Below are 25,472 nucleotides of genomic sequence, written 5' to 3' on the forward strand. Positions count from 1 at the left end.
CCCGCCTCAGATGCTGCGCAGGGTCGTGACGCCGGCCTGTCGCAGGGCCGCCGCCAAGTTCAGCTTGGCTCCCGAGTCCTGGAACCCGGTATCCCGCACCACGACCGTGACGTCCGAGTCGACCGGATCCTCGTCCCGCCACGCCACGATGGCCCGCGCCACCTCATCGGCGCGCGTGGAGTCGATCTCGACGCCGAAGTAGGCGTAGAGGGTGCCGGCGAGGCTGTAGAGCTTCGAGCCTGCGACCTCGCGGGTCTCGACGGGCGTGACCAGGTCGATCCCGAGCCGGAGCATCATCTCGACGAGCAGATCGTCGGTAGAGCGGCCCTCAGCGAGGTTGTCCACGGCGCTGGGGAGATCGAGCTGTGCCGTTCCGTCCCAGGGCTTCACGTTGCTCTCAGCCAGTCGGTAAGAACGGAAGCCGGTGTCGATGTCCTGCGCGTCGAGGGTCCGCTGCACAGCGATCTGTGCGCCAGCGCGGCGGAGGCGCTCACGGGTGATGTCCGCGATTGTGGAGTAAGCCTCCTTGTCAACTGGCTCATCAAGTTGCACTAGGATATATCGACGATTGCCTCCGTCGCCGGCGTTTAAATCCATTACAGCATGGCCTGAGCTTCCGGATCCCGCAAAGAAGTCAAGAATCAGGGCATCGCGATTTCCGGACGAGACCAGTCCAATCCACCTTGCCAACACCCTCCGGTCTTTTGGATTCTCGAAAGGGATTTCTTGGAACATCCGTCGCATGTCGGTAGTCGCCGCCTTGCGATCCTGCTCGAAGACGGAAACTGCGACCTGATCATCCATCTCGTCGAGATAGGCTACACCTCGAGGGATTATCGACTCATCGACGCCGAACCAGATTTCTCCCGCCTCAATACGCCTCTGCATCTCAGGCTCCTGGAAGCGCCACCCGGTTGAGGGCGTCTTGACAGGTTCCCCGGACCTTGGATGAAGAACCGTATAGAGCGGGCCCCACTTCCAGGCCAGGTGATGTCACGGTAGGTGCTGATCGGACGGCCTGACTGGGGATGCAGCTGATCATATCTTGCAACGGAGTCTGTTATTTCACAACGGAGTCTGTTATTTCACCAGAGGCCTTTCTTGTCTTCAGCCAGGTCTTCCATTTGGCACTAGCATCCACTTCCCCATAGGATGCAGTCCATAATTTCTCAGCGGCGCGGAGGGCGTCGCCAATCCCCTTCTTCTCCTCTCGCCACTTAGTGTCGAGAGCAGCCAGCTGACCCTCATTCTTAGCGTAAACAAGCATGCACTCGGCGCCGTTTGATATGTAGCGAGAATCATTCTTACGTCCACTTTGCCAAACCACGTTAGAAATGAAGTTCTCGGCCCCGAAGACCCTATCTAAGAGGAGCTTCAATCGAGATTGCTCACCGTCGTCAATCGCAATGATGATGATGCCAGTCTCCTTTAGCATGTGATTTGCAAGAAGGAGGCGTGGATACATCATCGACAGCCACTTCGAATGCAGAGATGCGCCTGCACGCCGATCAGCCGCGAGGTTGGAGGCAGCGCCCTGTTCGAGAGCGCCCTCCTCGTCTCGCAGGCCAGCCGCGGTCTCTGTCTCGGCCCGAGTGGCGGTGAAGGTGTCGTCGTAGACAAAGTCATTGCCGGTGTTGTAAGGGGGGGGCGATGTAGATGACGTCGACCACGCCCGTGTAGCCGCGGCGCAGAAGTCGGAGGACTTCGAGGTTGTCACCCTCGATGAGGATGTTCTTTGTGTTCTCCCAATCGACGGACTCGTCCGGGCGCGGGAGCAGGGTCTGAGTGGCGGGCTGGGCGGACAGGCGGCGGGCCTCGTGCATGCCGGGCCAGCGCAGACCAAAGCCCTCGGTGCCGGGTCGCTCGGTCTTCTGTCCGATCAGGTCGGCGAGCACGCCAAGGTCGATCTCGCCGTCGATCACAGCGTCCGGGAAGAGCTCGGCGAGGGTGTCGATGTTGCCCTGCACCTCGCCGGGGCCGCGGTGGTCGCGCTCGTCGCTGATCGGCTCGAACGAGTTGCTCTCCGCCGTCATGTGTGGTCCCCCAATGTCTTGCGCCGGCGTCTCACCCGACGCCGGTCAGTGCTCGATCGAGTCCGAACTGTAGAGCCTGTCACGTAGCGTAGTCACACTGTTTCGTAGGGCCTTCGCCTTGGTGTTCAAGGCGATGCGGTCGCGCTGAGCCGGTGCTCGTCGAGCATCGAGTACCAGGGCATCGAGCTCGGTCTCCTGCGCCCGGAGGCGATGGTGGAGTTCGACCGCCTCCTCCGCACTCAGCCTGACGCCGGCCGGGCGACCGCCACTCGCTGCCAGCCGCACCAGATCGCCGTAGAGCGCCCACAGATCCGTGTGGTCGCAGCGGGCCAGCGAGAGGCCGTCCGGATGGAGATCGTCGACGGGCACCGTGATGTCGGCGTCGATGACGGAGGTCTGCCGCTCCGGGTCGGTCCGGTTGATGTGGGTCAGCGCCAGAGAGAGCTGGGCCGGCTGCCCGGGACCGTCGAGTAACAGGACCACGGGCCGTGGCATGGCCCGCTGGACCAGCTTGACCAGACGCCGCCGCTCCCCCGCCGTCGTCCCTCGCGTGGGCTCGACATGGAGCACGGCGATGTCGGTGACCTCCCGATCGGCCTGGCGATGAGCGGGAACCTGGATCGTCTCCGGGCGGAGGACACCCACGACACGTGCCGAGGCGACCGCCTTGTCGAGGAGTCGGGCCTCGCTCGTCCCCCCGCCTCCACCAATCTGCTCGCGGAGGACCTTCTTCGACAGGCGCTCGGAGAACCGCGCCCGCGGGGGCAGCCTCAGCAGGTCTGCGACGTCCACGGGAACGTAGTCTTGCTCGTCCGCGGGCCGGCTCACGGCACCACCGCCACCCAGGCCACCACATCCACCGCGTCCAGCCCGGCCGCACCGCTCTCGGCGCCGAGCGTCGAGGGCCCCGCGGAGAAGAGGGACGCGACCGCGGATTCCTGTACCTGCCCGGAGGCCGCACGGACCGCCGCGTCGAGAAGCCCGCGGTAGTGGGTCATCCGAGCTCCGTGCCGGGTGGCGCGGTGGAAGTCCGCTAGCGCCTCCGAGTCCGGCTCGGTGCGATCCAGACAGTGGTGCCGCAGGACGTCCAGGGGGAGCTTGGGCTCCTCGATGGGGCGGGCGAGCTCGCCGTCGTCTCGCACGTAGGCGAGGAGATGAGGGGCCAGCGGGTAGGACTCGGGGAGGGGGATGGCGCCGTCGCGCACCCGGAGGAGGAAGACCGCGCCCGGTGCGAGGCCCTCCGAGGCGAGGGACTCGTCGAACCGTGTGACGCCGAACAGCGCCAGCGGCCACTCGGCCAGAGTCTCACGCTGCTGACGTGGTCGGGAGGCGGCGTCCATCCGGAAGTCGCCGAGGGTGAGGTCGGTGATGCTCAGCCCGTCGGCGAGGTCCTCCATCGTCGGCGCAGCCTCCTGCATCTGATGGAGCTGCTTCCGCCGGTAGTCGAGGTCATTCATCGCGGCTGAGTCGAGGACGTTCTCCTCGCCAGTGGCCGACACGTCGAGCAGGGTCATGCGGCTGGAAACACGCTTCTCCAGGTTGATGTAGGAGTCCAGGTCGATGGGCGGCCAGAAGTTCACCAGCTGGACCGCGCGGTTGGTTGAGCCGAGCCGGTCGACACGGCCGAAGCGCTGCACGATGCGCACCGGGTTCCAGTGGATGTCGTAGTTGACGACGGTGTCGCAGTCCTGCAGGTTCTGGCCCTCCGAGATGGTGTCGGTGGCGATGACGATGTCGATCTGCTTCGCCGCTGGGTCTCCACCCTTCGAACGGGGCGAGAAGGCGGTCAGCAGGCTGTGCATGTCCTGACGCACGCCGTCCAGGGTGCTCTTATTGCCAGTGCCGGTGATCAGCGCGACGTACAGGCCGAGCTCGCCGCGCGCCCATTGCGCGACATGGTCGTAGAGGTAGCGAGCGGTGTCGGCGAAGGCGGTGAAGACGAGGACTTTGGGATTGTCGCCGGCTGCCTTCTGCCTCAGACGCTCCCGGAGGGCGGCCAGCTTCCCGTCACGCGCCGGGTCGACCGTCGCGATCTCATCCAGGATGGTGGACAGCCGGTTCTGGTCCTCCCGAAGCTCCTGCAGCCAGGCCACGCGATCGACGTCGGCCAGGAACACCTTGGTCTTGTTGCCGATGAGGTCGTCGAGCTCCTCGCTGTCCAGGTCCTCGACGTCGGTGACGCTCTCGATGGACTGACCCGGCTCGCCTCTGGCCTCGTACTTCTCGATGCGGTCGATGGTCCGCTCGACGGTGCCGTGGATCTTCCGCACGGTGAGGGTCAATGAGGCGACGGATGACTCCAGCCGCTTGAGCAATCCGATGCGAACGAGGTGGACGATGTTGTTGTCGCGGTCCGCCTGCCGGAACACTCGAGCCCCACCGGTGCTCAGCCGCTGGTCGTAGAGCTCCGCATACTGTTTCGCCTTGCTCGGCAGGACGTACGATGTCGGGCGATACGCCGACAGATTCAGTCCCAGCAGCGCGTCGTTGAGCTGCTCCGGGCGCATCAGCAGGCCGGCGGAGTCGATGTCCGGGGCGAGGTTCTCCGGTGGGCGACGTTCGGGGAACCGTCCGACGTCCGCGGTGCCGTAGTACTTTTCGATGTGCTTGCGGGAGCGCGCGATCGTCACCAGGTCCAGCAGCCGGATGTAGTCCATGCCCAGGACGTCGACCAGGGACCGTGCCGACCGCGCGACGTCGTTGCTCTTCTGCCAGGCGTTGAAGCGGCCCTGCGCCTGGCTCAGCGCTTGCTCGACCGACCGGATCCCGCTACCCGCCAACGCATCGTCGGCGCCCTCGGTGGCGAACAGCACCTGGTTCTTCAGATCGGCGAGCCGCGTGTTCACAGGGGTCGCGCTCAGCATGAGCACCTTCGTCTTCACCCCGGCGCGGAAGACCTGGTCCATCAGGCGCTGGTAGCGGGTGACGTGCCCCTTCACCTGCGGGTTGTTCCGGAAGTTGTGGGACTCGTCGATCACCACGAGGTCGTAGTTGCCCCAGTTCACGTGTGCCAGGTCGATGTCCGCCGAGCGCCCCTCCGAGCGGCTCAGGTCGGTGTGGTTGAGAACGTCGAAACCGAACCGGTCCGCCAGCAGCGGGTTCCGGGAGTCGTTGGCGCGGTAGAGCGTCCAGTTCTCCCGCAGTCGCTTCGGGGCCAATACGAGGACGCGGTCGTTGCGCAGCTCGTAGTACTTGATCACCGCGAGGCCCTCGAACGTCTTCCCGAGGCCGACGCTGTCGGCGAGAATGCAGCCGTTGTGCTGCTCGAGCTTCTCGATCGCGCCGAGAACGCCGTCGCGCTGGAACTTGTATAGCTTCCGCCACACCTCGGTGTCGAAGAAGCCGGTCTTGCCCCGCTTCTCCGTCTCGTCACCCGCTTCACCGACGAAGTCCTCGAACAACGCGATCAAGATACGGAGGTAGACAGACTCGGGGTCGTTATCACGGTGGAGCTGGTCGACCTTGGAGAGGAAGGCATCTCGAGAATCGTTACTGTCCGCCGAGCTGTGCCACACCTTGTCGAAGTCCGCAAGGATGCGCTTCACCTCGGCGACGTCGCTGATCTCGCTGGGGAACAAGAGATCCGGGGACGGAGCGACCCCGAGGCCCTCGGCGTCCAGGCCGGCGTCCTTGACCGCGTAGGGAAACGTCCCATCCACCGTCAGCCACGACGTCCGGACCCGCTTCCGCAGGGTTCGGACGTCGAGGCGGTCGGCCGCCCAGCGTGCGAAGTCCTTGGCGACCCGATGCTGGTCCAGCCGAGCTCGCAGGAGATGCTCCTGGTCGAGGCCGTTCAGCGGGTACTGCTCGAGCGAACGCCCCCAGAGAAGGAGTCGGAGGTCGACGTCGGCCAGCTCCCCCTCCAAAGCGTCGTAGACATACAGCGAGAACGACTCGCTCAGCGCTGCCATCCCCGTTGCCGCGGTGAGGTGACGTCGCACGGTGTCGACGATCGCGCCCGTCTCCGCAGCGGCTCCACCGCTACCACCCCGCCGCTGCACGCTCACGATCGGTCACCCCCAAGGCCGAATCTACTCGACCGACAACACAGGACGCTGACCGACGTCGCTCGATCAGGTGCATGTGTGAGTGGGCGCTGGGGCTTGCTCACGGGGCCTCGATGCTTCGCCGCGCGGGCAGCGAGACGACTTTGCATGCCCATCGTCACGTTCGCCCCCGCTCCGATCCATAGCCATGCAAGATTACATAGCGCGAGCCCATCGCTCCCAGCGCCACAGCGTTTTGGTAACTACTCATATTTCGAGCCGAAGCTGGCAGGATTCTTGTGGACGAGACGAACCCTATAGAACTTCATCATGCAACGACGCTGTCAGCAGCGCGACAGATAGCGAGCTCCGGCTGGCAGCCGATCGACATCGCTGGACGACTGGACGCCATCGCCTCACGATTCGAGCTATCGAGTGCAGAAATCATCGAGGATCTCCGCAAGTTCTTCCGGTTCGCACCGTCCGCTGACCGAGGAACCTGGGTCTCGTTCGCAACATCTTTCGAAAAGGCTGAGCACCGATGGGCGTAACGAGCGCCCGAGGCAGAGTGGGAGGCGCTGTGGGCTGTGTACCGCATTAAGTACCTAACACTCGCTGACCCGTGGTCCTGGCACACGGACGTCGGCGGTCACCCCTGGGTGTGGGAACAGATGTGGACCGAGGATCTGGCGGTGATCACGGTGCGCACTTCGCTGGACGAGCTACGGACCCTGAGGGCATTCACACACGGCTTCAACCGCAAGGAGCTCGCTCCCGGCAATCTCTTGCCGGATATCTGGCACAGACTGCCGGAGATCGGGATCGATTCGCCATACAGACCGCCTTCCCCTGACCTCACCATCATCCCGGTCGAGCGACACCTTCCGTGGGATGTGTACGCACATCTACTCGGAATCAGCGCGAAGCAGTATGAGAAGCGAGCCACAAATGGCGATTTTGGGCCCGCAGCGTCAGATGCGACGACTTTCGATGACATCGGCCTGGAGCGGCCCTGGTGGAACTCCTCCGAAATGGTCAAAGAAGCACGCCCCCGCCCCAGATGATGCCTCGTAAAACGAGCCGCAGGTTGGCCCGGTTGAAGGTGTTCAGGATTCGTTGGTGGGTCTGCCTCGGGAGCGAGCGGGTGCCCGGCTCCCCCAGGGGCGTGCCCGGCTGAGCGGCGGCATCGTCCAGGAGCTGGTTCAGGCCGTTGCGGGCGAGCATCAGGAGGCCGTGGGTGGCTCGGGTGCAGGTGACGGCAAGGCGGCCGAAGGCGGAGTTGAAGTCGTCGAGCTTGTCGGCGCCCGAGAGGGGGTGGATGGCGATCGTGATCGCGTTGGTCTGGCCCTGCCAGGAGTCCACGGTGGAGGCGCGGAGGACACCCTCCGGAAGGTCGAGGCGGGTGGTGAGGCGCTCGACCATCTCCGCGGCGTCGTCGACGGCCTGGTTGCGGGTGGCGAGGATGACGACCAGTGGGTCTTCGCCGGGATCCGCCGAGTCGATGACCTTCTCCCCCGCGGGCTGCCAGGCGCCGTCGTGGCGGGCTGAGATCGCGGAGAAACCGCCCGCGAGCAGCGGCTCCAGCAGGCGCTCCAGCTCGTCGAGAAGTGGCTGGTCGATGTCGGGGGCCTCGGCGTCCGGCAGACCGTCGATCTCCAGCAGGGTCGGGGCGCCGGTGGCGACGGCCTCCCAGACCGTCCGGACCGCGCCGTCGAGGGGCGGCAGGTCGATGCGGCGGTCGCCCGGGCCGGCGACGCAGTCGAGACGGTCCCAGTCGCTGTAGAAGGCTCGCCAGAGCGGGAGTTGGGCGGCGGTCGGGCGCCAGACTGCGGGGAGGTCGATCGTGACGGTGCCGTCCAGGGACTCGAACGCCGTCGGCCAGGCGCGGTAGGGGTTGTAGCCGGGGTCGCCGCGCCACGGGTTCTCCGACGGGTCGATGGGCGGCAGCTGCCCCACGTCCCCGACACCCACCGACAGCGGTGCCAGCTTCTCTACCGTCGCGTAGCGGTGCAGCGGGAGTTGCCACGCCTCGTCGACGAACAGGACGTCGAAGGGGCGCTCGCCGTTGGCGGCGGATCCGAGCTGCGACCACCGCGTCCGGTAGTACATCGCGCCGAGCTTGTGCGACGTCCCGAGCACGACGCGCGCGGTGTCCGGGATGTCGTTCAGGCCGGTCGCGACGGTGACCGCGGAGAGGACGTGGTCGGGGATGTCGTCGAGCCAGTCCTTGCTCACGAACAGGCATACCATCGCGGCCCCGAGCTCGGTTCCGAGCGAACCCGCGAGCGGGAAGACCTGTTTGTTCGCGAACGCCGTGACCGCGACCCGGTGGCATTTCGGGTGCTCCAGCGCGGTCGCCACCATCCGCACGAGGGCGACGGACTTGCCGGCGCCCGCAGCGGCCCGGAGGAGGATCTTGTCGTGGTCGGCCTGGCCCGCCAGCACCTGCTGCAGGGCGGCGATGGCCCGGTCGGAGGCTGCGACGTTGCCTCGTGCGGCGTCTCCGTGGTGGGTGGCGTCGGTCAGGTGGGCGGCCGCGGGCGTGAAGCTGATGGTCATTGTCAGTCCAGGTCGTCGATCGTGAGGGCGGCGGGGGCGACGGAGGCGGGCGGCTCGGCGGCGGCGTCACCGCCGACGTCGAACCGCTCCTCGTCGACGAGCGGTGGCCAGGCGTCCGGGTTGAGCTCACCGCGCGCCCGACGCACCGCGAGCGTGTCCGACCACTCGGCCTCGGCGACGGCGTGGGGGCGGCAGCACCAGAGGTGCTTGCCCTTGTCTGCTGCGTATGTGTCCGGCCCGCAGTCCGCCTTCGGTGCGGCCTGGTTGTCCTGGCTCGGCCGGGCTACCGCGAGGTCGACACCGTTCTTGAACGGCTTGCCGAACCAGGCGGCATCCGCCAGGACGATCTCGTCGCCGACAGCGAACGGAGGGCACACTTTGGGCTGCCAGTCCAGCGCGTCGCCCGTCGTCTCGACGAGATCGCCGATCGTCATCTGCCCGAACTTGAAGGACCCGCTCTGGATCTTCAACGTGGTCGACGCCCGCTCGATCATGGCCTCACCGTTGACGTGCAGCGCGACGACGCGCGTGCCCGCCTTGAGTCGACGCGACCGGACACGGAGCCGGAGCGGCTCGACGGCGGTGACGGTCGCGAGGGCCAGCTCGCGCACACCGGCGTCTGCGGCGCGGTCGTGCGCAACCCCGTAGTCACCGAGGCAGGCGAGCTGGACCGCGCAGGTGCGATCGTCGTCGAGCATCTCGACCTGGGCGTTGCGCCAGCTCGTGTAGGTCCGGGAGAAGCGGACCAGATCCGACGCCTGAAGCGCGAGCCGACGCCCCCACACCTCCTGGGCGTCCGCCTCGAGCGCGCGGTGCACCTCGCGGAGCCGCGACGACGGCACTCCCGAGAGCACCGCGATCGCCCGCTCGACGACCGACATCCGATAGTCGAGTGCTTCGGTGACGAACTCCTCGTAGGACTCGTCGGCGCGTTCGCGGCGGGCACCGTGGAGCGCGTCCGAGACCACGTTGGACAGGCGGGCGCCCGGAGTCTGCTCCTGCGCGGTGATGGCGTCGGACACCGCGCGGTGGTCGAGCGGCTCGGTGGCCTCGGCCCAGGTGACCAGGTAGTCGAGGCGGCCGGAGTCCATCGCCGGTCCCCCGGCCGTCACGTGGGCGGCCAGGATCGAGCGGAGGTCGAGGATCGGCTTCCGCAAGCTCATCGCACGAGCGCGGTCCTCCTCGAGCAGGAAGCTGACGGCAAGGCGTTCGTCCGGGTGCAGCGGTTCGGGGATAGTGGCCTCGGCACCGTCGAAAGTGAGTGCGGGGCGGCCCTGCTCCAGGTCACGTTCCCACCGCAACCTGCTCAGCTCGACGCCGGCGAGAGAGTCCGCAGCGGTCGCCAGCAGATCGGCGGTCGGACGGTCCGGGACGGCGAGCTGGACGGGCAGCCGTCCGGAGTGCCCGCGGATCGCCTCGCCGATCAGGCGCATCACGGCTCGTCGGGTCAGCGGCGACTGCGGGTCGATGAAGGTCTGCCGAACCCAGGTCCCCGGGTGGGACCGCACGGCCACACCGTGCACACCCAGCGCGGCCGAGTCCGACTTCACGACGACGACGTCGATCGTTCCCGGCTCCCCTGCCGGGTCCGTCCGCCGTCGGTCGGACCAGACGGGAAGGCCACTGAGGGTGGCGTCCACCTGGTCGGTGACGCTCTTCGGCGCGGCGCCGGCCTGGACGGCAGCGTGCAGGTGCCGCTCGACGCCGATCTCGGTGAGCAGCGCCTCCGGCCCGGGGCGGGCGCGAAGCTCTGCACGGCAGTAGGTGAAGAGGCTGCAGGTGACGCAGCTGCGCGGGTCGAACGCCGCGGTCTGGTGGGCGACGAAGTCCGTCAGCTCGTCGTCGGTCGGGCGGTCGTCGCCGAGCTTGGCCCTCATCGCCAGCCGCTCCTCGGCGCGCGCCCGAACCTCGCCGCGGTGGTCGTCGAGGAGCTCGACGACCGGCTCCGGTTGCAAGAAGGCGTTGCGCGGGACGGCCAGTGCGCCGAAGCGGTGCACGGACATGCCCGCGGGGAGCTTCGACCACGCTTCCGCGGACTCGGCTCCCAGCGCGACCTGTAGGAAGCCCTTCAGCATCCGCTTGTCGTCGATGCGGGAGCGGATCCGCTCGTAGTCCTTCGCGTCGCCCATGATCAGCCAGGACCCGCCGTCCACCCGCGGGCAGACGATCGCGAAGTCCGGTTGGACCGCGCTGGCGTCGGCGCGGTGCTCCAGGTGGACGTACGGCACCGCGAGCCGGGTCAGCATCGTCGCCTGACCGGAGATCGCCGCCTCGTGTGCGGAGACCAGCTGCGCGGCGGTGCTACCGACCTTCCCGCCGCAGTCTCGGCGCCGGACGGACTCCGGTCGCGGCAGCCCGAGCCGTCCGACCGTACGAGTCAGGAGCTCCGAGACGAAGCGCTCGCCGTGGACCAAGGACTCGAAGGTCATCGCGCGCATCCAGCGGGCCTCGGGAATGCCGGCGGAGTCGTCCGGGAAACCGAGGAAGGTCGCCGTCGCTCGCCTGGTCCTGCTGGTGATGAACGGGTCGGTGAGCCGGAACCGCTCACATCCCGCGTGAGCCGACGCGGCGACCGCGCTGGTGCCGCCCCCGGACTGCAACCCGCCCATTCCCTGCTCCCCTCGGCCGGAACTGTCACCTGTCCCATCGCCGGCCGGCCGCCGCGATTACCGGTTCCCACGGGTCTTCAGCAGGATTGAGTAGGCCGAACGGCCTCCGCGCCGCCTCCGTAACGGCCTAAGCGGTTCACGCGAATGGTGGGAGGGATCGGATGACCTGGGAGCGGCATGACTATCGCAGTGGACCGGACGCGGAGTCGGCGCGTGGAGACCGTCGACGCCGACGTCTTCTCCTTCCTCAACGATCTGGTGCTGCGCTCGCTCGCCGCCGCCGTCGGCGACGTTCTCGACACGTCCGGAGAAGAGTTGGAGGACAGGGAGGGAGTGTTCCGTCGACTCCTGGACAACATCGTGGCGGTGGCGGAGGCGCTGGAAGTCGTCGACGACCGCGTCATCGGGGAGTACGTCCGTCCACGGACCTACCGTGGACCCCAGACTGCCGAGACCGTGTCAGCGCACGTCGATGCCCTTCGCCGATTCGCCGAGGCACTTCCCACGGCACAGCGCCCTCGCAATGCACGTGAGCGCGCGCTCCGGGGGCAGGAGCGTGCCGCCTATCTCGCCCCCTGGAAGAAGCAGGTCCTGGGCTCCCTGCGCACGGACCCGACCTCGCGCTCGTGGGAGTCACGTGCCGACGCTCCCCAGCGTCTCTACCTCGTCGCCTGGCAGAACTGGGTGAAGCTCGGTCACGGCACGGACGCTCGGGTGCGGCAGCACCTCGGGAACCCCGACTGCCACGTGCTGCAGGTCGTCGAGGCCCGCCACGTCGACATCACTCAGGCCGAACGAGAGCTCCGGCACCGGTTCTCGCGCAAGCGCAAGCCCGGGCGCAACATCAAGCTGCAGATGCCCCGCAGCTTCGGTGCCGGCCGCGAGCTGGTCCCGTACAGGGACATCGCCGACTTCGACCTCTTGTCGCTCATACCGAGCGGCGGCGCACGGGACGTCACCGCCGAGTACTGACCCAGCCGGTCTTCACGTCACGGAGCGCCTCGGCGCTGCGCTCCCGGCGCCCCCGACGTCTGCGAACGCCCTCGTTCGCAAGATCGTCTGGTCGCGCCCATGCCACCACGGGAGGGGGCCTTCTGCATATCGTTCCCCGGCCCGGGAAGACCCGAACGACGGGCCGTTCGCAGTACAAGATCGATGCGCCGGTCGCCGGGGCGACCAACGCCGTCCCCGTCACGGTCGACGCCCTGCTGTAGCGGGATTGCCCCTGCGGCTCGGGGCAGCGCCCGCTGCTCGCACAGCGGCGTAGTTCCTGGAGCAGACCGACGCGGGCGGGACGGGTTCCGCGGTGCGCCGGGTGTTGCGGTTCGGCTCTGACGCTCGACCTCTACACGCGGCGGACCGACAACAGCGAACGCTTCGTCCAGGCCCTCGACGACGAGTAGGATCCAGAAGACGGTGGAGCATCCGTTGCTTCGAAGTGAGTCGACGCTCCGGGAATGCTCCGGGACAACCTCGGAGACGACGAAACCCCTGGTCACTCTCGGACTTCCGAGCCTGTGACCAGGGGTTTTGACTGTGGGCGATACTGGGATCGAACCAGTGACCTCTTCGGTGTGAACGAAGCGCTCTCCCCCTGAGCTAATCGCCCTCAGCGGTAGTACGTACTCTACACAGCCCGTCCCACCGCCGTTCACGGGGGTCGACCCCGATCACTGCGACGGCGTGACCATCGTCGACCCCGGGATCTCGACCGGCGGGGGCGGCGGCTGGAGCAGCGGCATGAGCGGGGACTTCAGCCAGGCCCACTCGATCCCGACCCACCCGCCGACGGTCTCGAAGACCCCCACCGCCCAGGCGCACAGTGCGACGACGCCCAGGATCGCCGTCATCACCAGTACCTGGACCACCCGGGTCTGGCGGCCCATCCAGGCCACCCAGGCGTCGTACCGGACCCGGACCCAGTGCAGCAGCCGCTTGGCCCAGTGGAACTCGGCGGCCAGCACCCCCAGCCCGAGGAAGATGATCGCCCAGCCCGGCCCGGGGGCCGGGAGCGCGATGATCCCGATCACGACGATCGCCGTGCCGAGCACGCCCGCCGTGATCCGGTAGGTCATGTCCAGGACCGGGTTCCGTGCCACACCGGCCCGGAAGATCCGGTAGCGGACCTTGGTCTTCCGGAACCACGTCCGGAGCCCGGTGTAGCGACGGCGGCGGGGTCGCTGCCCCGTCACCGTCGTCCCGGTGTCGTTCTGCTCCGTCGTACTCAGGTCTCCACCCGCCCAGCCGCGACTACTGCCGACGGCGCGGGCGGAGCGACCCGCCCGCGCTCGAGCGAGACCGCGTACTGCTCGTACGTCCCGCTCCCGGGCGATGCTACTGACATCGGGCTGTTGATTCCCGTACGGACGTCGAACGTTCCGACGGCCTGCGGGTTCGCGTCACCGTTCAGACCCCAGAGGACGTAGGTCTGGTCGTCGACCTGGTTCGGCGCCAGTGCCATCGGCATGACCTCGGGCCTGCCGTCCTGCACGATCACCGCGGCCATCGGCGCCGCGGACGGGTCGGTCGGGGACGCGAGGAACGCGTGCGTCGTGCCCGGCCGGGCGAGCGCCCCGAGGACGTCCTCCATCTGCTGGGCCTGCGCGATGCTCGCGTCCCGCTCGGAACGCAGCGCCTGGATCTGTCCGGCGAGCACCCCGCCCCCGACGAGGACGGCCACGATCGCGGCGGTGGCGAGCAGCGCCCGTCCCGTACGACCGGACGGTCCACGACGCGCGCGACGGCGGCCGGGGCCGGCCGCGGGACGCTCCGCTCCCCCACGCGCCGGCTCCGGGCGCGACGACGGCGACTGCCTCGGCGGCACGGGTGCGGGTGCCGGTCGGCGCCCGCGGGACGGCACGACGTACTCGGGTCCGGCAGGCCCGCTGCCGATCCGGTCCCCCGGCACCACACGCTCACCGTGGCCGCGCCCCGCCTGGGGGGTGCGTCGTGCCTCCTCCATGATCGCGTCACGGAGGCCGCGCGGGGGCTCGTACTGCGGGAGCGCGGTGGCGAGACCCGTCGTGACACCCGCCACATCGGCGGCGACCCGCCGGCACTCCGCGCATCCGGCCAGGTGCTCGATCACCTCGAGCTCCTCGTCGGGCTCGAGAGCGTGCAGCGCCCAGCCGACCGTCTGTTCACTCATCGGGCAGGGCCTCCTCTCGTTCCCGTTCACGTCACACCCCCGGGCCACTCGGCGCCGGAGTCCCCGATCACGGGGCCCAGCAGGTTCCGGAGTCTCGCGACCCCGGTGAACATCCGGGACTTCACGGTGCCCAGCGGCACCCCTGTCATCGCGGCGACCTCGCGCTGCGTGTAGCCGCCGTAGTAGGCGAGCGCGAGCACACGCCGCTGTTCGGCGGGCAGCCGTCCCAGCGCGTCCCGCACCTGGCCGGCCACGACCGATCCGATCGCGTCCTCGTCGGCGCCCGGGCCGGGCGGGGCGTTCCACTCCGCGCCGTCCTCGCTCGCCGGCACGGTGCGGCGCCGGATGGCGCTCTCGCGCCGGACGGCGTCCACCGACTTGTGGTGCACGAGCGTCACACGAGCGTCAGCAGCCAGGTACCGAACCGGCCGCGCTCCGGGTCGAACCGCGAGGGGTCCCGCCAGAACGCCAGGAACACCTCCTGGACGACGTCCTCGGCGAGCCCCTCGTCGGCACAGATCCGTCGCGCGAGCGAGTACGCCTGCCGCCCGAACCGGTCGTACAACTCACCCAGGGCGGTGGAGTCTCCGGACACGATCCGTTGCACGAGCCGCAGGTCCTCGGCGCCGTCCCGGCGAGGAGGTTCGCGGCGTGCGACACCCTCACCGGGCCGCCCGCGCTCCGGACGGTCCGGTGGATCGGCGATGCCTGCCACCAGCGATGTCCTCACAGTTGAAGTGTTCGATGTCCTGGCCCGATCGGTTCGGACCCCGGCGAGAGTAGTCGTGTCCCGTCGCCCACCTCACACGCAAGGACGGCGGCGCGCCCGTTCAGCCGCATCACCGCAGCGCGGAGTTACACCCGTGTGACTCGATCGGGCGTCATCCCGTGGTGATCCACGTTGATGCGCATCGGACCCGTCACCCCGAGGGCCGCTTGCTCGTTCTTCCGACTGACGCCCCACGCAACGCCCCCAGAAAGAGGATGACCGATGCGCGACGAGTCCAAGACGATCCGGGCGACGGCCATGTTCGAGCTCATCGCTCCGGACGCGCCTGTCGTGCCCGTGAAGGTCGAACTGTCCTACTCGAGCCGCGACCCCTACGCCGTCCAGGCCTCGTTCCGGACCGGCCACGACTCCACCGTCGACTGGGTCTTCGCCCGCGACCTGCTCGCCGACGGCCTGGTCGACTCGGCCGGCACCGGCGACGTCCGGGTGCAGCCCATGAGCGACGACCCGTCGCGGATCGAGCTCGAACTGACCTCCCCGTCGGGCCACGCGCTGTTCACCACGTCGGCGCAGACCCTGTCGGAGTTCCTGCAGGCGACCTACGACGCCGTCCCCGCCGCGTCGGAGTACTCCTGGCTCGACTTCGATGCCGCGCTCGCGGACCTGCTCGACACGACCGCCCGGGACTGACCCGACGCACCACCACCGGGCGGAGTCGATCTCCGCACGTGAGAGGACATCCGGTGGTGGCGAGGGGGGTGGACGACTCCCCTCCGGGGCGGGTGCTAGTGTTCTCTCATCGCACCGAGGACGGGCCGAGGCCCCGAGAACGGTGCTCATGCGGACGTAGCGCAGCTGGTAGCGCATCACCTTGCCAAGGTGAGGGTCGCGGGTTCGAGTCCCGTCGTCCGCTCGGAGGATCGGCCCTGAGCCGGGACCTTCCTGCAGAGTCAGCCAGACTCTGGCGGAGTGGCCGAGTGGCTTAGGCAAGGGCCTGCAAAGCCCTGTACGCGGGTTCGATTCCCGCCTCCGCCTCGCGCGATTAGCTCAGCGGGAGAGCACTACCTTGACACGGTAGGGGTCACTGGTTCAATCCCAGTATCGCGCACCATCACCGGAATCCCCGGGCCGCCGGCCCGGGGGTTTTGTCGTTCCCGGCCCCGGCGGCGCCCCGCGGCACCCCTGCGACGAGGGCGCTCCGCTACCCCACCCCCCTCGTGGACCGCCACGGACCGTGCGCTACTGTTCTCCCAACGCACCGGGAACGAGCGGAAACGCCACGGGAACGGTGCGAATGCGGACGTAGCGCAGCTGGTAGCGCATCACCTTGCCAAGGTGAGGGTCGCGGGTTCGAGTCCCGTCGTCCGCTCAGCCGGGTCTCGTACACGGGCCGGGTGTCCGGCGGCGTGGCCGAGTGGCTTAGGCAAGGGCCTGCAAAGCCCTGTACGCGGGTTCGATTCCCGCCGCCGCCTCGCGCGATTAGCTCAGCGGGAGAGCACTACCTTGACACGGTAGGGGTCACTGGTTCAATCCCAGTATCGCGCACCATCACCGGAATCCCCGGGCCGTCATCGGCCCGGGGATTCCGTCGTTCAGCGCCCCCGTCCGGCCCACGCGGAGTCGACCGACCGGCGCGCGCGCTCCGGGTCGTCACCGGCCTCCGCGACGACGCCCGCGAGCATCGGCGGGACGTGGTCCAGCGCAGCGGGTGGCAGTGGCCCGTTCGCGACCAGCGAGACGATCCCGTGGCCCACGGCCCGGCTCCGGGTCGCGAGATCCAGCGGGACGACGTCGGCGCGGACCCGTCCGGCCGTCCGCGCCCGGAGGGCGGCCTGGACGAGGTACTCCAGGGTCGCGTCGGCCGCACGCAGGTCCTCCAGCTCGACGCTGTCGTCGAACATCACCCGGTACAGATCGGGGTGTTCGAGCGCGTTGTCCGCGTAGGCCGCGACCAGTGCCGCCAGGTCGTGCACCGAGTCGTCGGTGGTCCGCAGCCGGCCGAACGTCGCACCGAGCCGGACGAAGCCCTCCTGCCGCAGCGCCCGCCACAGTCCGTCCATCCCGCCGAAGTGCGTGTAGACGGCCATCGTCGAGACCCCGGCGCCCGTGACCAGCGACCGGGTGGTGATCGGCTCGCGGGCACGCAGCATGTGTGCCGCGCGCTCGATCAGGGCCGTGCGGACCGCCGGATCCTTCGTCCTCGCCACGCTCGAATTCTATAACATTGCAGTGTTATTGTTCGACGGTGACCATCACCCTGAAGAGCCCGTCCGCTCTCCCCGCCGTGCCGATCTACCAGCAGGTGTCGATCGCGACCGGTTCCCGCCTGGTCTTCGTCGCCGGGCAGGTCGCGCGGGACGCCGCGGGCACCCGGATCGGCGAGGGAGACCTCGCCGCCCAGACCGAGCAGTGCTACGTCAACATCGCGGCCGCACTGGCGGAGGCCGGGGCGACCTTCGACGAGGTCGCGAAGTACACCGTCTACCTGGTCGACTGGACACCGGAGAAGATGGGCGCTTTCGTCGAGGGTGCCGAGCGGGCCGCGAGGCGACTGGGGCTGGAGACGCTGAGCGGCCCGCCGCTCACCGGGATCGGCGTCGCCGCACTGGCCGAGCCCGACCTGCTGATCGAGATCGAGGCCACCGCGGTCGTCGACGGCTGAGCCGCCCGGCCGGCCCGGCCGTGACGATCACCGTCCGCCCTGCCGCCGGAGCCCGTCGCGGCGTGCGATAGCGTCGCCCCGCACGCACCGGAGACGGTGCGACTGCGGACGTAGCGCAGCTGGTAGCGCATCGCCTTGCCAAGGTGAGGGTCGCGGGTTCGAGTCCCGTCGTCCGCTCCGCGAGCACCGAGAGCGATCACCCGGAGCCCCGGCCCGACCAGGCCGGGGCTCTCTCGCATGATGGGGCCGTGCAACGCATCCACTCGGTGGCGGTCGTCGGTGTGGTCGTCTCCCCCGACGGCCTCGTGCTCGCCGCCCGCCGCCGCGACGACGGCCGCTGGGAGCCGCCCGGCGGGATCCTGGAGGCCGGCGAGCGGTTCGAGGACGGCGTGGTGCGCGAGATCCGGGAGGAGACCGGGCTCGACGTCCGGGGCGAGCGCCTCACCGGCGTCTACAAGAACGTGCTGCGGGACGTCGTCGTCCTCGCCTACCGCTGCTCCCCCGTCGCCGGGCCGCCCGGGCCGCGGGCCGAGACCAGCGCCGTCGAGTGGATCTCCCCCGGCGAGGCCGCGCGCCGGATGCCGCCGGTGTTCGCCGCCCGGGTGGCGGACGCGCTGGCGGCGGGGCCGCCGGCGTCGCGCGCGCACGACGGGCACGACCTGGTGTAGCCGCGTCAGGGGCGCCATCCGTGGCGGTGCCGGGCGAACCCGCCCTCGGAGTCGATCACCTGCCCGGTGATCCAGTACGCCTCATCGGTGCACAGCCAGGCGATCAGCCGGGCCGGGTCGTCGGGCTCGCCGAACCGGCCGAACGGGAACATCTCCGCCATCGCCCGGAACGCCTCCGCACCCAGGTAGCCGGTGTCCACCGGGCCGGGGTTCACCGTGTTGACCCGGATCCGGCGGTCGGCGAGCTGGTCGGCGTGATCCCGGCGACGGCGGCCTTCGCGGCCGCGTAGGCGACCTCGCCGGGCATCGGGCCGCGTTCCTGGCCGGAGGTGAGCAGCACGATCGCGCCGCCGGGCCGGGCGTCGTCGTGCGCGTTCGCCCACGCCTGGGCCAGCAGGATCGAGGCGCGGGCGTCGACCGCCCAGTGCCGGTCGAGCTCGTCGGCCAGGTCCCCCAGCGGGCCGTCCGACCCGGACAGCGCCTGGTTCGCGACGAGCAGGTCCAGCGGGCCGACGATCCGCCGGGCCGCCTGCACGACCCGCTGCGGCTCGGCCGGGTCCGCCAGGTCGGCGTGCAGGCCGGCGACGACCGCGCCCTCGGCCACGAGATGCCCGCGGACGTCGTCGACGGCGGCCTCGACGTCGTCGGCACCCCAGTCCTGGGTCGCGTCGTGCGGGGCGAAGTGGTGGACGACGACGCTCGCCCCGTACGAGGCGAGCCGGCACGCCGTCGCGTGGCCGATCCCGCCCCGCCGCCCACCACCGGTGACGAGCGCGGTCCGCCCGCGCAGGGGCATCGGGTCCCGTCGCAGCGAGGTCATGCCGCGACCCTCGCGCAGGTTCCGGCGGGACGCGAACGGGTTCCTGCCCTACCGTTCCGCCATGACGTCCTGGACGGAGTTCGCGGCAGCGGCCCCGGTGGTCTCCGAGGTGTTCCGGCGCCGCCACGACGCCACCGACGACCTCTGCCTGCTCGGCACGCTCCGCGCCGACGGCTTCCCGCGGATCTCCCCGCTGGAGCCGCGGTTGTTCGAGGGTGAGCTCTGGCTCGGCGGCATGCCCGGCACCCGCAAGTTCGACGACCTGCAGCGCGACCCCCGGTTCACCCTGCACACCGCCACCGTCGACACCCAGGTCACCGAGGGCGACGCGAAGCTGTGGGGCCGCGCCGACGACGTGCAGGACCCGGCGTTGCACGAGCGGTACGCGCAGATGCTGTTCGAGCGGGTCGGGCTGGACGTCCGCGGCCGGGAGTTCGGTTTCTTCCCGGTCGCCCGGATCGAGGGCGGGTCGTGCGTCCAGCGGACCGGCGGGCACCTCGACATCACGATCTAGCGGGCCGGCGGCGTCGAGGAGACGGTCCGCAAGCACTAGCTAGCCGCGCGCCGCCTCCGGTGCGATCGCGCAGCGCAGCCGGGCGGGCAGCGCCTGCGGGTCCGGTGCCCCGCCGTCCTGGAGCCAGCGGGTCACCGCCCGCACGTCGTCGGTGCTGCGTACCGGGCCGACCGCCACGACCGGCGACTCCGGGTGACGGCGACCGGCGTCGCAGGCCTGGACCAGCACCATCATCCCAGGGCGACGCCCCGCGCAGACGCCAGGGCCGAACCGGCAGCCCGACGTCACGAGCATGCCGTGCGCGCTGTCCTGCACGACCGCGCGCAGTCCCTCGACCAGCACCTCGTCGACCCCGGGCAGCGCGGCGACGGTGCCGTGCGCGTCCTCGTCGAAACCGCTGGGCATCTGTGCGCAGGCCGCGCACCGGACCGCCGTGAACCCGTCCATGTCGCACCTTCCTGCAAATCGGAACCGTTGTCGTTTAGGATCACGGTAGCAGTCGAACGCGCAGGAGGAATCCGTGAAACCAGGTATCCACCCCGACTACGGCCCGGTCGTCTACCGGGACATGTCCACCGGCGACCAGTTCCTGACCCGGTCCACCGAGACCTCGCGGGAGACGGTCGAGTGGTCGGACGGGAAGACCTATCCGCTGGTCAAGGTCGACATGACCGCGGCGTCGCACCCGTTCTGGACGGGCAACGCCCGGGTCCTGGACTCGGCGGGGCAGGTCGAGAAGTTCCACCGCCGCTTCGGCGGCCGGCGGCGCTGAGCCGGACCGCGGCGCTGAACCGGGTCGCAGCGGGGATCCGGACCACGGCGGGGAACCGGGCCGCGACGGAGAGGTCGGCGTAGCGTCGGCCGCGTGCGCCGACGCCGCCGCGAGCCGGTGCAGGTCGTCACCGACCTGCGCGAGCCGCTCGCGGTCGAGCACGGCCGGCGGATCCGGATCCGGCTCGTGGCGATGGCCGTGTGGATCGCCGGGTGGATCGTCGCCGGCGTCTTCTGGCGGGACGGCTGGCTGGCCACGGCGATCCTGCTGACGAGCGGCCCCGGCGTCTGGATCCTGTGGTGGCTGTTCGTGCCGCGGCCCGGGCACGGGCGGCGCGAGCCGGTGCGGGCGCGGGAGCCCCGTCGGCTGCCCGGGCCCGCGGACGGGGGCGGCGGACCGGCGGACTGAACGCGCGGCTGCCGGGCGGCACCGGGCCGATCGGGTGGGCGGCCGCGGGGATCCGCGACCGCCCACCCCGGCGACCGGCGCAGCCGGGTGGTCCCGGCCTCGTCGGGTGGCCGTACGGGGACTCAGCCGGCCCGGCTGATCCCCACCATGTCCTCGCGCGGGATGACCTTCATCCGCTCGCGCCCGCGCTCCTCGCCGAGGCCGCGCTCGTGCTTGTCCAGGGCGAGCCAGCCGTCCCACGTCGTGAAGGGGACGCCGCGGCCGTCCAGCAGGGCGGGCACGGCCTCCGGGTCGCGCTGCGGCGCCTTCGGGAGGCCGGGGGCGTCGGCGAGCAGGCTGCCGACGGTCTCGAGCGCGCAGCCCTTCGTGTGCCCGATCAGGCCGACCGGACCGCGCTTGATCCAGCCGACGGTGTAGACACCCGGCACGCCGGACACCCGGCCCGCCTCGTGCGGGATCACGCCGCGGGCCGCGTCGAACGGCAGCTCGGCGAGCTCGGACCCGGTGTAGCCGACGGCCCGGTAGACGGCGCCGACCGGGTACTCGGTGAAGACGCCGGTCCCGCGGACGCTGCCGTCGCCGGTGTACTCGGTGCGCTCGACCCGCAGGCCCTCGACCCGGTCGGTGCCCAGCACGTGGTCCGGCTTCGCGAAGAAGTGCAGGTGGATGCGGCGCGGATCGCCGCGGTGGTCGCGCAGCGCCCAGTCCTGCATGATCTTGACGACCATCTGGACGTGCTTGGTGGCGCGGATCTGCTCCATCGAGCCGTCGTCGAACTCGACGTCCTCGGGGTCGACGATCACCTCGAGGCCGGGCACGTGGTCGAGCTCCCGCAGCTCCATCGGGCTGAACTTCGCCTGGGCGAGCCCGCGCCGGGCGAACACGTGCACGTCGGTGGCCGGGTTGACGGCCAGGCCGGCGTGCACCGAGTCGGGGACCTCCGTGCTCAGCATGTCCTCGGCGGACTTCGCGAGCACCCGCGCGACGTCGAGCGCGACGTTGCCCGCCCCGATCACGGCGACCGACGACGAGTCGAGCGTCCACTCGCGACCGACGTCGGGGTGGCCGTCGTACCACTGCACGAACTCGGCGGCACCGTGGCTGCCCGGCAGCTCGATCCCCGGGATCTCCAGGTCGCGGTCCCGCTCGCAGCCGGTCGCGACGATCACGCCGTCGTAGTGCTCGCGCAGGTCGGCGAGGGTGACGTCGGTGCCGTAGTGGACGTTGCCGAACAGCCGCACGGCCGGGTTGTCGAGCACCCGGTGCAGCGCGTTCACGATCTGCTTGATCCGCGGGTGGTCGGGCGCGACGCCGTAGCGCACCAGGCCGAACGGCGCGGGGAGCTTCTCGAACAGGTCGACGGCGACGTCGGCGTCGGACTTCAGCAGGGTGTCGGCGGCGTAGATCCCGGCCGGTCCGGAACCCACCACCGCCACGCGCAGCGCAGTCATCGTTCTCCTCGGGTCGACGACCCCCGAGGGTATAGCGAGGGTATAGCAAGGTAAGCCTTACCTTACTGTTACATGGGTAACACCGTGCGCGGCAGCAGGTCCGGGAAGTGGCTGCCGACGCGCTCGGAGTGCCGGCGCCACTCGCGCGGGTAGCCCAGCGAGACCTCGACGAACGGGACGTCGTCGACCACGACGGTCCGCGGGATGTGCAGGTGGCCGTGCACGACCGCCCGCGCGCGGTAGCGGCGGTGCCAGTCCGCGGTCGCCGTCGTACCGCACCACAGCGCGAACTCCGGGTACCAGAGTACGTCGCAGGGCTCGCGCACCAGCGGCCAGTGGTTGACCAGCACCGTCGGCAGCCCGGGGTCGAGCGCGTCGAGACGGGCCGCCGTCGTCGCCACCCGGTCCGCGCTCCAGGCCTGCCGGCTCGGGTGCGGATCGGGGTGCATCAGTTACTCGTCGGTGCAGACCACCCCGGCCGCGCGTGCGGCGGCCAGCCCCTCGTCGGACGACGCGGTCCCCGGCGGCAGGAACGAGTAGTCGTAGGGCACGAACAGCGGCGCGACGACGGCCGGTCCGTCCGGCCCGTCCCACACCGGGTACTCGTCCTCCGGGGTGAGCACGCCGATCCCCCAGCAGCGGCGGACGAGCTCGTCGTAGCGCGCGACGCCGGCGAGCTGCTCGCCGTCGTCGGCGTCGGCGTTCTTCCCGCGGGTCCACAGCTCGTGGTTGCCCGGGACCCACAGCACGGTGCCGAACCGGGCGCGGAGCATCTCCAGCGTCCCGGCGACGCTCTCGATCCGCTCGTCCACGTCGCCGGCGACGATCAGCCAGTCCCCGGGATGGCCGGGGGTGATCGCCTCGGCGATCTCCCGGTTCTCCGCGTGACGCACGTGCAGGTCACTGACCGCGAGCAGGCGCGGGCCGTCGGGAGCGGACATGCCTCCAGTACTACCCGCCGCCCGGGGGACGGGGGGCGGCAGGGATGCCCGAAAGGTGGTTACCGGGAGTAGGTTACCGGGAGTAGGTTCGCGGACAAGCTGACGACGCGGGAGGTCGACATGGCGGGATCGCGCGGTGCGCGACGCTGGATCCGATGGGTGATGCGGCACGGGGCCGTGCGGCGCGAGGTGACCCGGCAGTCCGACAAGGGTGACCTCGGCGCACGGATGATCGTCCACCCGGACGCGGTGCGGGACCCGTACCCGGCCTACGAGGAGATCCGCGCGCAGGGCCGGATGGTGCGCTCGGCGCTGAGCTGGACCACCGTCGACCACGAGATCACCACGGCGGTGCTGCGCAGCCCCGACTTCTGCGTCGGGATGCGGATGCCGGAGAACGCCCCCGGCCTGCTCAAGGCCCTGATGAGCGCGGGCGGGACGTGGCCGCTCGGGCCGGCCGAGCCGCCGTCGCTGCTGTCGATCGACCCGCCCGACCACAACCGGATCCGCAAGCTCGTCACGCGGTCGTTCAGCGCCAAGGCGATCGCCCGGCTGCGCACCCGCACCGAGGAGGTGGCGGCCGACCTGCTCGACGAGATGGAGGCCCGTACCGGTGCCGACCGGCGGGCCGACGTGATCGCCGAGTACGCCTCGCTGCTCCCGGCGACGGTGATCGCCGAGATGCTCGGCGCACCGGTCGAGATGCGCGAGCAGTTCCTCCAGTGGGGCGAGGGCGGCGCGTACTCGCTGGACATGGGCCTGAGCTACGCCATGTTCCGCCGGTCGGAGAAGGACATCGACGCGCTCGCGGACTGGATGTCCGGGCACTTCGACCACCTGCGCGCGCACCCGAACGACAGCATCCTGTCCTCCCTCGTGCACGCCTACGACTCCGAGGAGGGCCGCCTCACCTCCGACGAGCTGCTCTCACTCGCCCTGCTGCTGCTCGCCGCCGGGTTCGAGACGACGGTCAACCTCATCGGCAACGGCACCAAGCTGCTGCTCGCGCACCCGGACCAGCGGGAGCGCCTGGCCGCGGACCCGTCGCTGTGGCCGAACGCCGTCGACGAGATCCTGCGGCTGGACTCCCCCGTGCAGCGCACCGGGCGGGTCGCCGCGCGCGACACCGAGGTGTGCGGGTTCCCGGTCCGCCGGGGCGCGCTGGTGCTCACCCACCTCGGCGGCGCCAACCGGGACCCGGAGGTGTTCCCGGAGCCGGACCGCTTCGACGTCGGCCGCGCCGGCGCCGACAAGCACGTCGCGTTCAGCCAGGGCATCCACTACTGCCTCGGTGCGGCGCTGGCGAAGATGGAGGGCGAGGTCGGGCTGCGGGCGCTGTTCGACCGCTACCCGGACCTGCGCTCCGCCGGTCCCGCCGAGCTGCGGGGCACCCGCGTGCTGCGCGGCTACCGGAGCCTGCCGGTCCGCCTCGGCGACGCCCGGGGCCCGGTCGGGACCTGACCGGGGCGCCTCAGGCGCGGGTGGAGGCGCTGGTGACCGTCGTGGTCACCAGGCTGATGATCGCCATGCCGATCACCAGGTGGATCGCCGCGGTCGCGATCCGGACGGTCAGCGGCTCGGTCGACAGCGCCAGCGGGTAGACCGTCGCGACGGCGGTGAGCAGGCCCGCGATCCACCCGAAGTACGCCATCGGGCTGGGCACGGCCATGAGCAGGATCTGGGCCAGCCCGGTGGCTGCCAGCGCGGCCAGCGCCGCGACGATCGCGAGCTGCACGGCGCCGTCCCAGCCGCCCACGGCGTCCGTCTCGATCGGCGCCAGGTAGGGGATCTGCAGCAGCACCCGCACGATCAGGAACCCGACGACCGCGATCAGCGCGGCGATCACCGCGGTCGCGACGCCGCCGGCCCACAGCCGGCTCCCCTGCACCGCCGGCCCGTGCGGGGCCCGCCGGGTGGAGCGGCTCATCTCACGGGTCCGGTCGTCGGCCTCGGACATCGTCGGTCTCCCGGGTCTCGTGCGCGTGATCGTGCGGTGGGCGACTGTGTCGGCTGTGTCGCCGGCGTCGACAGTGTGACGCACGCCGGCCGCCCGCGCTCCACGGTGATCACCCGGCGTGCCGGCGAGGTTACGCCGCGGGCCCGCGGCCGGGAACCGTCGCCGTCGCGTGCCGGGCGTTTTCCCGCCGGCGTGCCCGGTCCGGGCAGGTCAC

24 protein-coding genes, 8 tRNA genes and 2 pseudogenes are annotated in these 25,472 nt (G+C 70.2%); 16 read left to right on the top strand and 18 right to left on the bottom strand.

What is annotated here, in order from left to right; all coding sequences use genetic code 11:
• Nucleotides 1-6 precede the first annotated feature (6 nt).
• The 5 genes from Ae150APs1_RS30980 to Ae150APs1_RS06045 form a co-directional block, all read right to left on the bottom strand.
• Complete coding sequence (locus tag Ae150APs1_RS30980; protein WP_170918048.1) at nucleotides 7-888, bottom strand: hypothetical protein; 882 nt, start codon at nucleotides 886-888, stop codon at nucleotides 7-9.
• Nucleotides 889-1,060: 172 nt separating this feature from the next.
• Entirely contained in the window at nucleotides 1,061-1,717 is a 657-nt protein-coding gene (locus Ae150APs1_RS06030) for a DNA methyltransferase (protein ID WP_075296346.1), read from the bottom strand.
• Nucleotides 1,623-2,033, bottom strand: a complete 411-nt coding sequence (locus Ae150APs1_RS32625) for a hypothetical protein (RefSeq protein ID WP_075296348.1) — start codon at nucleotides 2,031-2,033, stop codon at nucleotides 1,623-1,625. The genes Ae150APs1_RS06030 and Ae150APs1_RS32625 overlap by 95 nt, the downstream gene beginning before the upstream one ends.
• A gap of 45 nt (nucleotides 2,034-2,078) precedes the next feature.
• On the bottom strand, nucleotides 2,079-2,825 hold the full coding sequence (locus Ae150APs1_RS31900) for a DUF4391 domain-containing protein (protein WP_170918049.1): 747 nt from the start codon (nucleotides 2,823-2,825) through the stop codon (nucleotides 2,079-2,081).
• 32 nt (nucleotides 2,826-2,857) lie between these two features.
• Nucleotides 2,858-6,040 carry a helicase-related protein gene (locus Ae150APs1_RS06045; protein WP_212567163.1) on the bottom strand — a complete coding sequence of 1,061 codons (3,183 nt, stop codon included), beginning with the start codon at nucleotides 6,038-6,040 and terminating at the stop codon, nucleotides 2,858-2,860.
• 671 nt (nucleotides 6,041-6,711) lie between these two features.
• Between Ae150APs1_RS06045 and Ae150APs1_RS06050 the strand changes: the two genes are divergently transcribed.
• Nucleotides 6,712-7,083, top strand: a complete 372-nt coding sequence (locus Ae150APs1_RS06050) for a hypothetical protein (RefSeq protein WP_139316812.1) — start codon at nucleotides 6,712-6,714, stop codon at nucleotides 7,081-7,083.
• On the opposite strand, the gene Ae150APs1_RS06055 is transcribed toward Ae150APs1_RS06050, so the two are convergent.
• Nucleotides 7,055-8,578 (bottom strand): hypothetical protein, encoded by a 1,524-nt coding sequence (locus Ae150APs1_RS06055; protein WP_075296353.1) that lies wholly within the window; start codon nucleotides 8,576-8,578, stop codon nucleotides 7,055-7,057. The two genes, Ae150APs1_RS06050 and Ae150APs1_RS06055, sit on opposite strands and share 29 nt — an antisense overlap.
• Nucleotides 8,579-8,580: 2 nt before the next feature.
• Complete coding sequence (locus Ae150APs1_RS06060) at nucleotides 8,581-11,187, bottom strand: hypothetical protein (RefSeq protein ID WP_075296354.1); 2,607 nt, start codon at nucleotides 11,185-11,187, stop codon at nucleotides 8,581-8,583.
• 213 nt (nucleotides 11,188-11,400) lie between these two features.
• Between Ae150APs1_RS06060 and Ae150APs1_RS06065 the strand changes: the two genes are divergently transcribed.
• The gene (locus tag Ae150APs1_RS06065) at nucleotides 11,401-12,159 is read left to right on the top strand and encodes a hypothetical protein (RefSeq protein ID WP_075296355.1); all 759 of its coding nucleotides are present in this window, start codon (nucleotides 11,401-11,403) and stop codon (nucleotides 12,157-12,159) included.
• Nucleotides 12,160-12,724: 565 nt separating this feature from the next.
• Here the strand turns inward: Ae150APs1_RS06065 and Ae150APs1_RS06070 are convergent.
• The 5 genes from Ae150APs1_RS06070 to Ae150APs1_RS33350 all read right to left on the bottom strand — a co-directional run bounded on the left by Ae150APs1_RS06070 (nucleotide 12,725) and on the right by Ae150APs1_RS33350 (nucleotide 15,050).
• Nucleotides 12,725-12,796, bottom strand: a tRNA-Val gene (locus Ae150APs1_RS06070).
• A gap of 61 nt (nucleotides 12,797-12,857) precedes the next feature.
• The gene (locus Ae150APs1_RS06075; RefSeq protein ID WP_010241056.1) at nucleotides 12,858-13,379 is read right to left on the bottom strand and encodes a TIGR02611 family protein; all 522 of its coding nucleotides are present in this window, start codon (nucleotides 13,377-13,379) and stop codon (nucleotides 12,858-12,860) included.
• 32 nt (nucleotides 13,380-13,411) lie between these two features.
• On the bottom strand, nucleotides 13,412-14,335 hold the full coding sequence (locus Ae150APs1_RS06080; protein ID WP_075296356.1) for an anti-sigma factor: 924 nt from the start codon (nucleotides 14,333-14,335) through the stop codon (nucleotides 13,412-13,414).
• Between the two features lie 26 nt (nucleotides 14,336-14,361).
• A complete protein-coding gene (locus Ae150APs1_RS33345) occupies nucleotides 14,362-14,733 on the bottom strand; it encodes a sigma factor-like helix-turn-helix DNA-binding protein (RefSeq protein WP_249266233.1) in 372 nt (123 codons plus the stop codon).
• A complete protein-coding gene (locus tag Ae150APs1_RS33350; protein WP_249266234.1) occupies nucleotides 14,730-15,050 on the bottom strand; it encodes a sigma factor in 321 nt (106 codons plus the stop codon). Before Ae150APs1_RS33350 ends, Ae150APs1_RS33345 begins: the two co-directional genes overlap by 4 nt.
• Nucleotides 15,051-15,326: 276 nt before the next feature.
• On the opposite strand from Ae150APs1_RS33350, the gene Ae150APs1_RS06090 reads away from it, so the two are divergent.
• The 7 genes from Ae150APs1_RS06090 (at nucleotide 15,327) to Ae150APs1_RS06120 (ending at nucleotide 16,613) form a co-directional block, all read left to right on the top strand.
• On the top strand, nucleotides 15,327-15,755 hold the full coding sequence (locus Ae150APs1_RS06090; protein WP_010244145.1) for an SsgA family sporulation/cell division regulator: 429 nt from the start codon (nucleotides 15,327-15,329) through the stop codon (nucleotides 15,753-15,755).
• Between the two features lie 150 nt (nucleotides 15,756-15,905).
• A tRNA-Gly gene (locus Ae150APs1_RS06095) sits at nucleotides 15,906-15,978 on the top strand.
• A 50-nt stretch (nucleotides 15,979-16,028) separates the two neighbouring features.
• Nucleotides 16,029-16,100: transfer RNA gene (locus Ae150APs1_RS06100), tRNA-Cys, on the top strand.
• A 1-nt stretch (nucleotide 16,101) separates the two neighbouring features.
• Nucleotides 16,102-16,176, top strand: a tRNA-Val gene (locus tag Ae150APs1_RS06105).
• Between the two features lie 185 nt (nucleotides 16,177-16,361).
• A tRNA-Gly gene (locus tag Ae150APs1_RS06110) sits at nucleotides 16,362-16,434 on the top strand.
• A 31-nt stretch (nucleotides 16,435-16,465) separates the two neighbouring features.
• Nucleotides 16,466-16,537, top strand: a tRNA-Cys gene (locus Ae150APs1_RS06115).
• Between the two features lies 1 nt (nucleotide 16,538).
• Nucleotides 16,539-16,613 (top strand) — tRNA-Val (locus Ae150APs1_RS06120).
• Between the two features lie 44 nt (nucleotides 16,614-16,657).
• Here the strand turns inward: Ae150APs1_RS06120 and Ae150APs1_RS06125 are convergent.
• A complete protein-coding gene (locus Ae150APs1_RS06125; RefSeq protein WP_075296357.1) occupies nucleotides 16,658-17,272 on the bottom strand; it encodes a TetR/AcrR family transcriptional regulator in 615 nt (204 codons plus the stop codon).
• A gap of 38 nt (nucleotides 17,273-17,310) precedes the next feature.
• On the opposite strand from Ae150APs1_RS06125, the gene Ae150APs1_RS06130 reads away from it, so the two are divergent.
• From Ae150APs1_RS06130 to Ae150APs1_RS06140, 3 genes are all read left to right on the top strand, one after another.
• Nucleotides 17,311-17,727, top strand: coding sequence for a RidA family protein (locus Ae150APs1_RS06130; RefSeq protein WP_075296358.1), 417 nt, complete (start codon nucleotides 17,311-17,313; stop codon nucleotides 17,725-17,727).
• Between the two features lie 104 nt (nucleotides 17,728-17,831).
• Nucleotides 17,832-17,904: transfer RNA gene (locus tag Ae150APs1_RS06135), tRNA-Gly, on the top strand.
• Nucleotides 17,905-17,975: 71 nt separating this feature from the next.
• Nucleotides 17,976-18,395: an NUDIX hydrolase gene (locus Ae150APs1_RS06140; protein WP_075296360.1), complete on the top strand. Its 420-nt coding sequence runs from the start codon at nucleotides 17,976-17,978 to the stop codon at nucleotides 18,393-18,395.
• Nucleotides 18,396-18,400: 5 nt separating this feature from the next.
• On the opposite strand, the pseudogene Ae150APs1_RS06145 reads toward Ae150APs1_RS06140, so the two are convergent.
• A pseudogene (locus Ae150APs1_RS06145) lies at nucleotides 18,401-19,215 on the bottom strand (SDR family oxidoreductase).
• 61 nt (nucleotides 19,216-19,276) lie between these two features.
• Between Ae150APs1_RS06145 and Ae150APs1_RS06150 the strand changes: the two are divergent.
• Nucleotides 19,277-19,729 carry a pyridoxamine 5'-phosphate oxidase family protein gene (locus Ae150APs1_RS06150; protein ID WP_075301734.1) on the top strand — a complete coding sequence of 151 codons (453 nt, stop codon included), beginning with the start codon at nucleotides 19,277-19,279 and terminating at the stop codon, nucleotides 19,727-19,729.
• Nucleotides 19,730-19,768: 39 nt separating this feature from the next.
• On the opposite strand, the gene Ae150APs1_RS06155 is transcribed toward Ae150APs1_RS06150, so the two are convergent.
• On the bottom strand, nucleotides 19,769-20,176 hold the full coding sequence (locus tag Ae150APs1_RS06155; RefSeq protein WP_075296361.1) for a hypothetical protein: 408 nt from the start codon (nucleotides 20,174-20,176) through the stop codon (nucleotides 19,769-19,771).
• Nucleotides 20,177-20,249: 73 nt separating this feature from the next.
• Here Ae150APs1_RS06155 and Ae150APs1_RS06160 point away from each other — a divergent pair, with 73 nt between their 5' ends.
• The gene (locus Ae150APs1_RS06160; RefSeq protein WP_010231297.1) at nucleotides 20,250-20,501 is read left to right on the top strand and encodes a type B 50S ribosomal protein L31; all 252 of its coding nucleotides are present in this window, start codon (nucleotides 20,250-20,252) and stop codon (nucleotides 20,499-20,501) included.
• Nucleotides 20,502-20,594: 93 nt separating this feature from the next.
• Nucleotides 20,595-20,909, top strand: coding sequence for a hypothetical protein (locus Ae150APs1_RS06165; RefSeq protein WP_060575515.1), 315 nt, complete (start codon nucleotides 20,595-20,597; stop codon nucleotides 20,907-20,909).
• 122 nt (nucleotides 20,910-21,031) lie between these two features.
• Here Ae150APs1_RS06165 and Ae150APs1_RS06170 read toward each other — a convergent pair whose 3' ends face one another.
• Together Ae150APs1_RS06170 and Ae150APs1_RS06175 are read right to left on the bottom strand one after the other, a co-directional pair.
• Entirely contained in the window at nucleotides 21,032-22,360 is a 1,329-nt protein-coding gene (locus Ae150APs1_RS06170) for an FAD-dependent oxidoreductase (protein ID WP_170918050.1), read from the bottom strand.
• Between the two features lie 68 nt (nucleotides 22,361-22,428).
• A pseudogene (locus tag Ae150APs1_RS06175) lies at nucleotides 22,429-23,301 on the bottom strand (metallophosphoesterase).
• 120 nt (nucleotides 23,302-23,421) lie between these two features.
• Here Ae150APs1_RS06175 and Ae150APs1_RS06180 point away from each other — a divergent pair.
• Entirely contained in the window at nucleotides 23,422-24,762 is a 1,341-nt protein-coding gene (locus Ae150APs1_RS06180; RefSeq protein WP_075296363.1) for a cytochrome P450, read from the top strand.
• A gap of 10 nt (nucleotides 24,763-24,772) precedes the next feature.
• Here Ae150APs1_RS06180 and Ae150APs1_RS06185 read toward each other — a convergent pair whose 3' ends face one another.
• On the bottom strand, nucleotides 24,773-25,258 hold the full coding sequence (locus Ae150APs1_RS06185; protein WP_060575512.1) for a DUF6069 family protein: 486 nt from the start codon (nucleotides 25,256-25,258) through the stop codon (nucleotides 24,773-24,775).
• Between the last annotated feature and the right edge of the window lie 214 nt (nucleotides 25,259-25,472).

This window comes from Pseudonocardia sp. Ae150A_Ps1 (assembly GCF_001932315.1).
Lineage (GTDB): Bacteria > Actinomycetota > Actinomycetes > Mycobacteriales > Pseudonocardiaceae > Pseudonocardia.

What these genes read in the sequence shown, in the direction of transcription:
- Ae150APs1_RS06170 (WP_170918050.1), bottom strand. Translation starts at nt 22,360, where the DNA reads ATGACTGCGCTGCGCGTGGCGGTGGTGGGTTCCGGACCGGCCGGGATC.
- Ae150APs1_RS06055 (WP_075296353.1), bottom strand. Translation starts at nt 8,578, where the DNA reads ATGACCATCAGCTTCACGCCCGCGGCCGCCCACCTGACCGACGCCACC.
- Ae150APs1_RS06185 (WP_060575512.1), bottom strand. Translation starts at nt 25,258, where the DNA reads ATGTCCGAGGCCGACGACCGGACCCGTGAGATGAGCCGCTCCACCCGG.
- Ae150APs1_RS06090 (WP_010244145.1), top strand. Translation starts at nt 15,327, where the DNA reads ATGCGCGACGAGTCCAAGACGATCCGGGCGACGGCCATGTTCGAGCTC.
- Ae150APs1_RS06180 (WP_075296363.1), top strand. Translation starts at nt 23,422, where the DNA reads ATGGCGGGATCGCGCGGTGCGCGACGCTGGATCCGATGGGTGATGCGG.
- Ae150APs1_RS06150 (WP_075301734.1), top strand. Translation starts at nt 19,277, where the DNA reads ATGACGTCCTGGACGGAGTTCGCGGCAGCGGCCCCGGTGGTCTCCGAG.
- Ae150APs1_RS30980 (WP_170918048.1), bottom strand. Translation starts at nt 888, where the DNA reads ATGCAGAGGCGTATTGAGGCGGGAGAAATCTGGTTCGGCGTCGATGAG.
- Ae150APs1_RS06060 (WP_075296354.1), bottom strand. Translation starts at nt 11,187, where the DNA reads ATGGGCGGGTTGCAGTCCGGGGGCGGCACCAGCGCGGTCGCCGCGTCG.
- Ae150APs1_RS06080 (WP_075296356.1), bottom strand. Translation starts at nt 14,335, where the DNA reads ATGAGTGAACAGACGGTCGGCTGGGCGCTGCACGCTCTCGAGCCCGAC.
- Ae150APs1_RS32625 (WP_075296348.1), bottom strand. Translation starts at nt 2,033, where the DNA reads ATGACGGCGGAGAGCAACTCGTTCGAGCCGATCAGCGACGAGCGCGAC.
- Ae150APs1_RS06155 (WP_075296361.1), bottom strand. Translation starts at nt 20,176, where the DNA reads ATGGACGGGTTCACGGCGGTCCGGTGCGCGGCCTGCGCACAGATGCCC.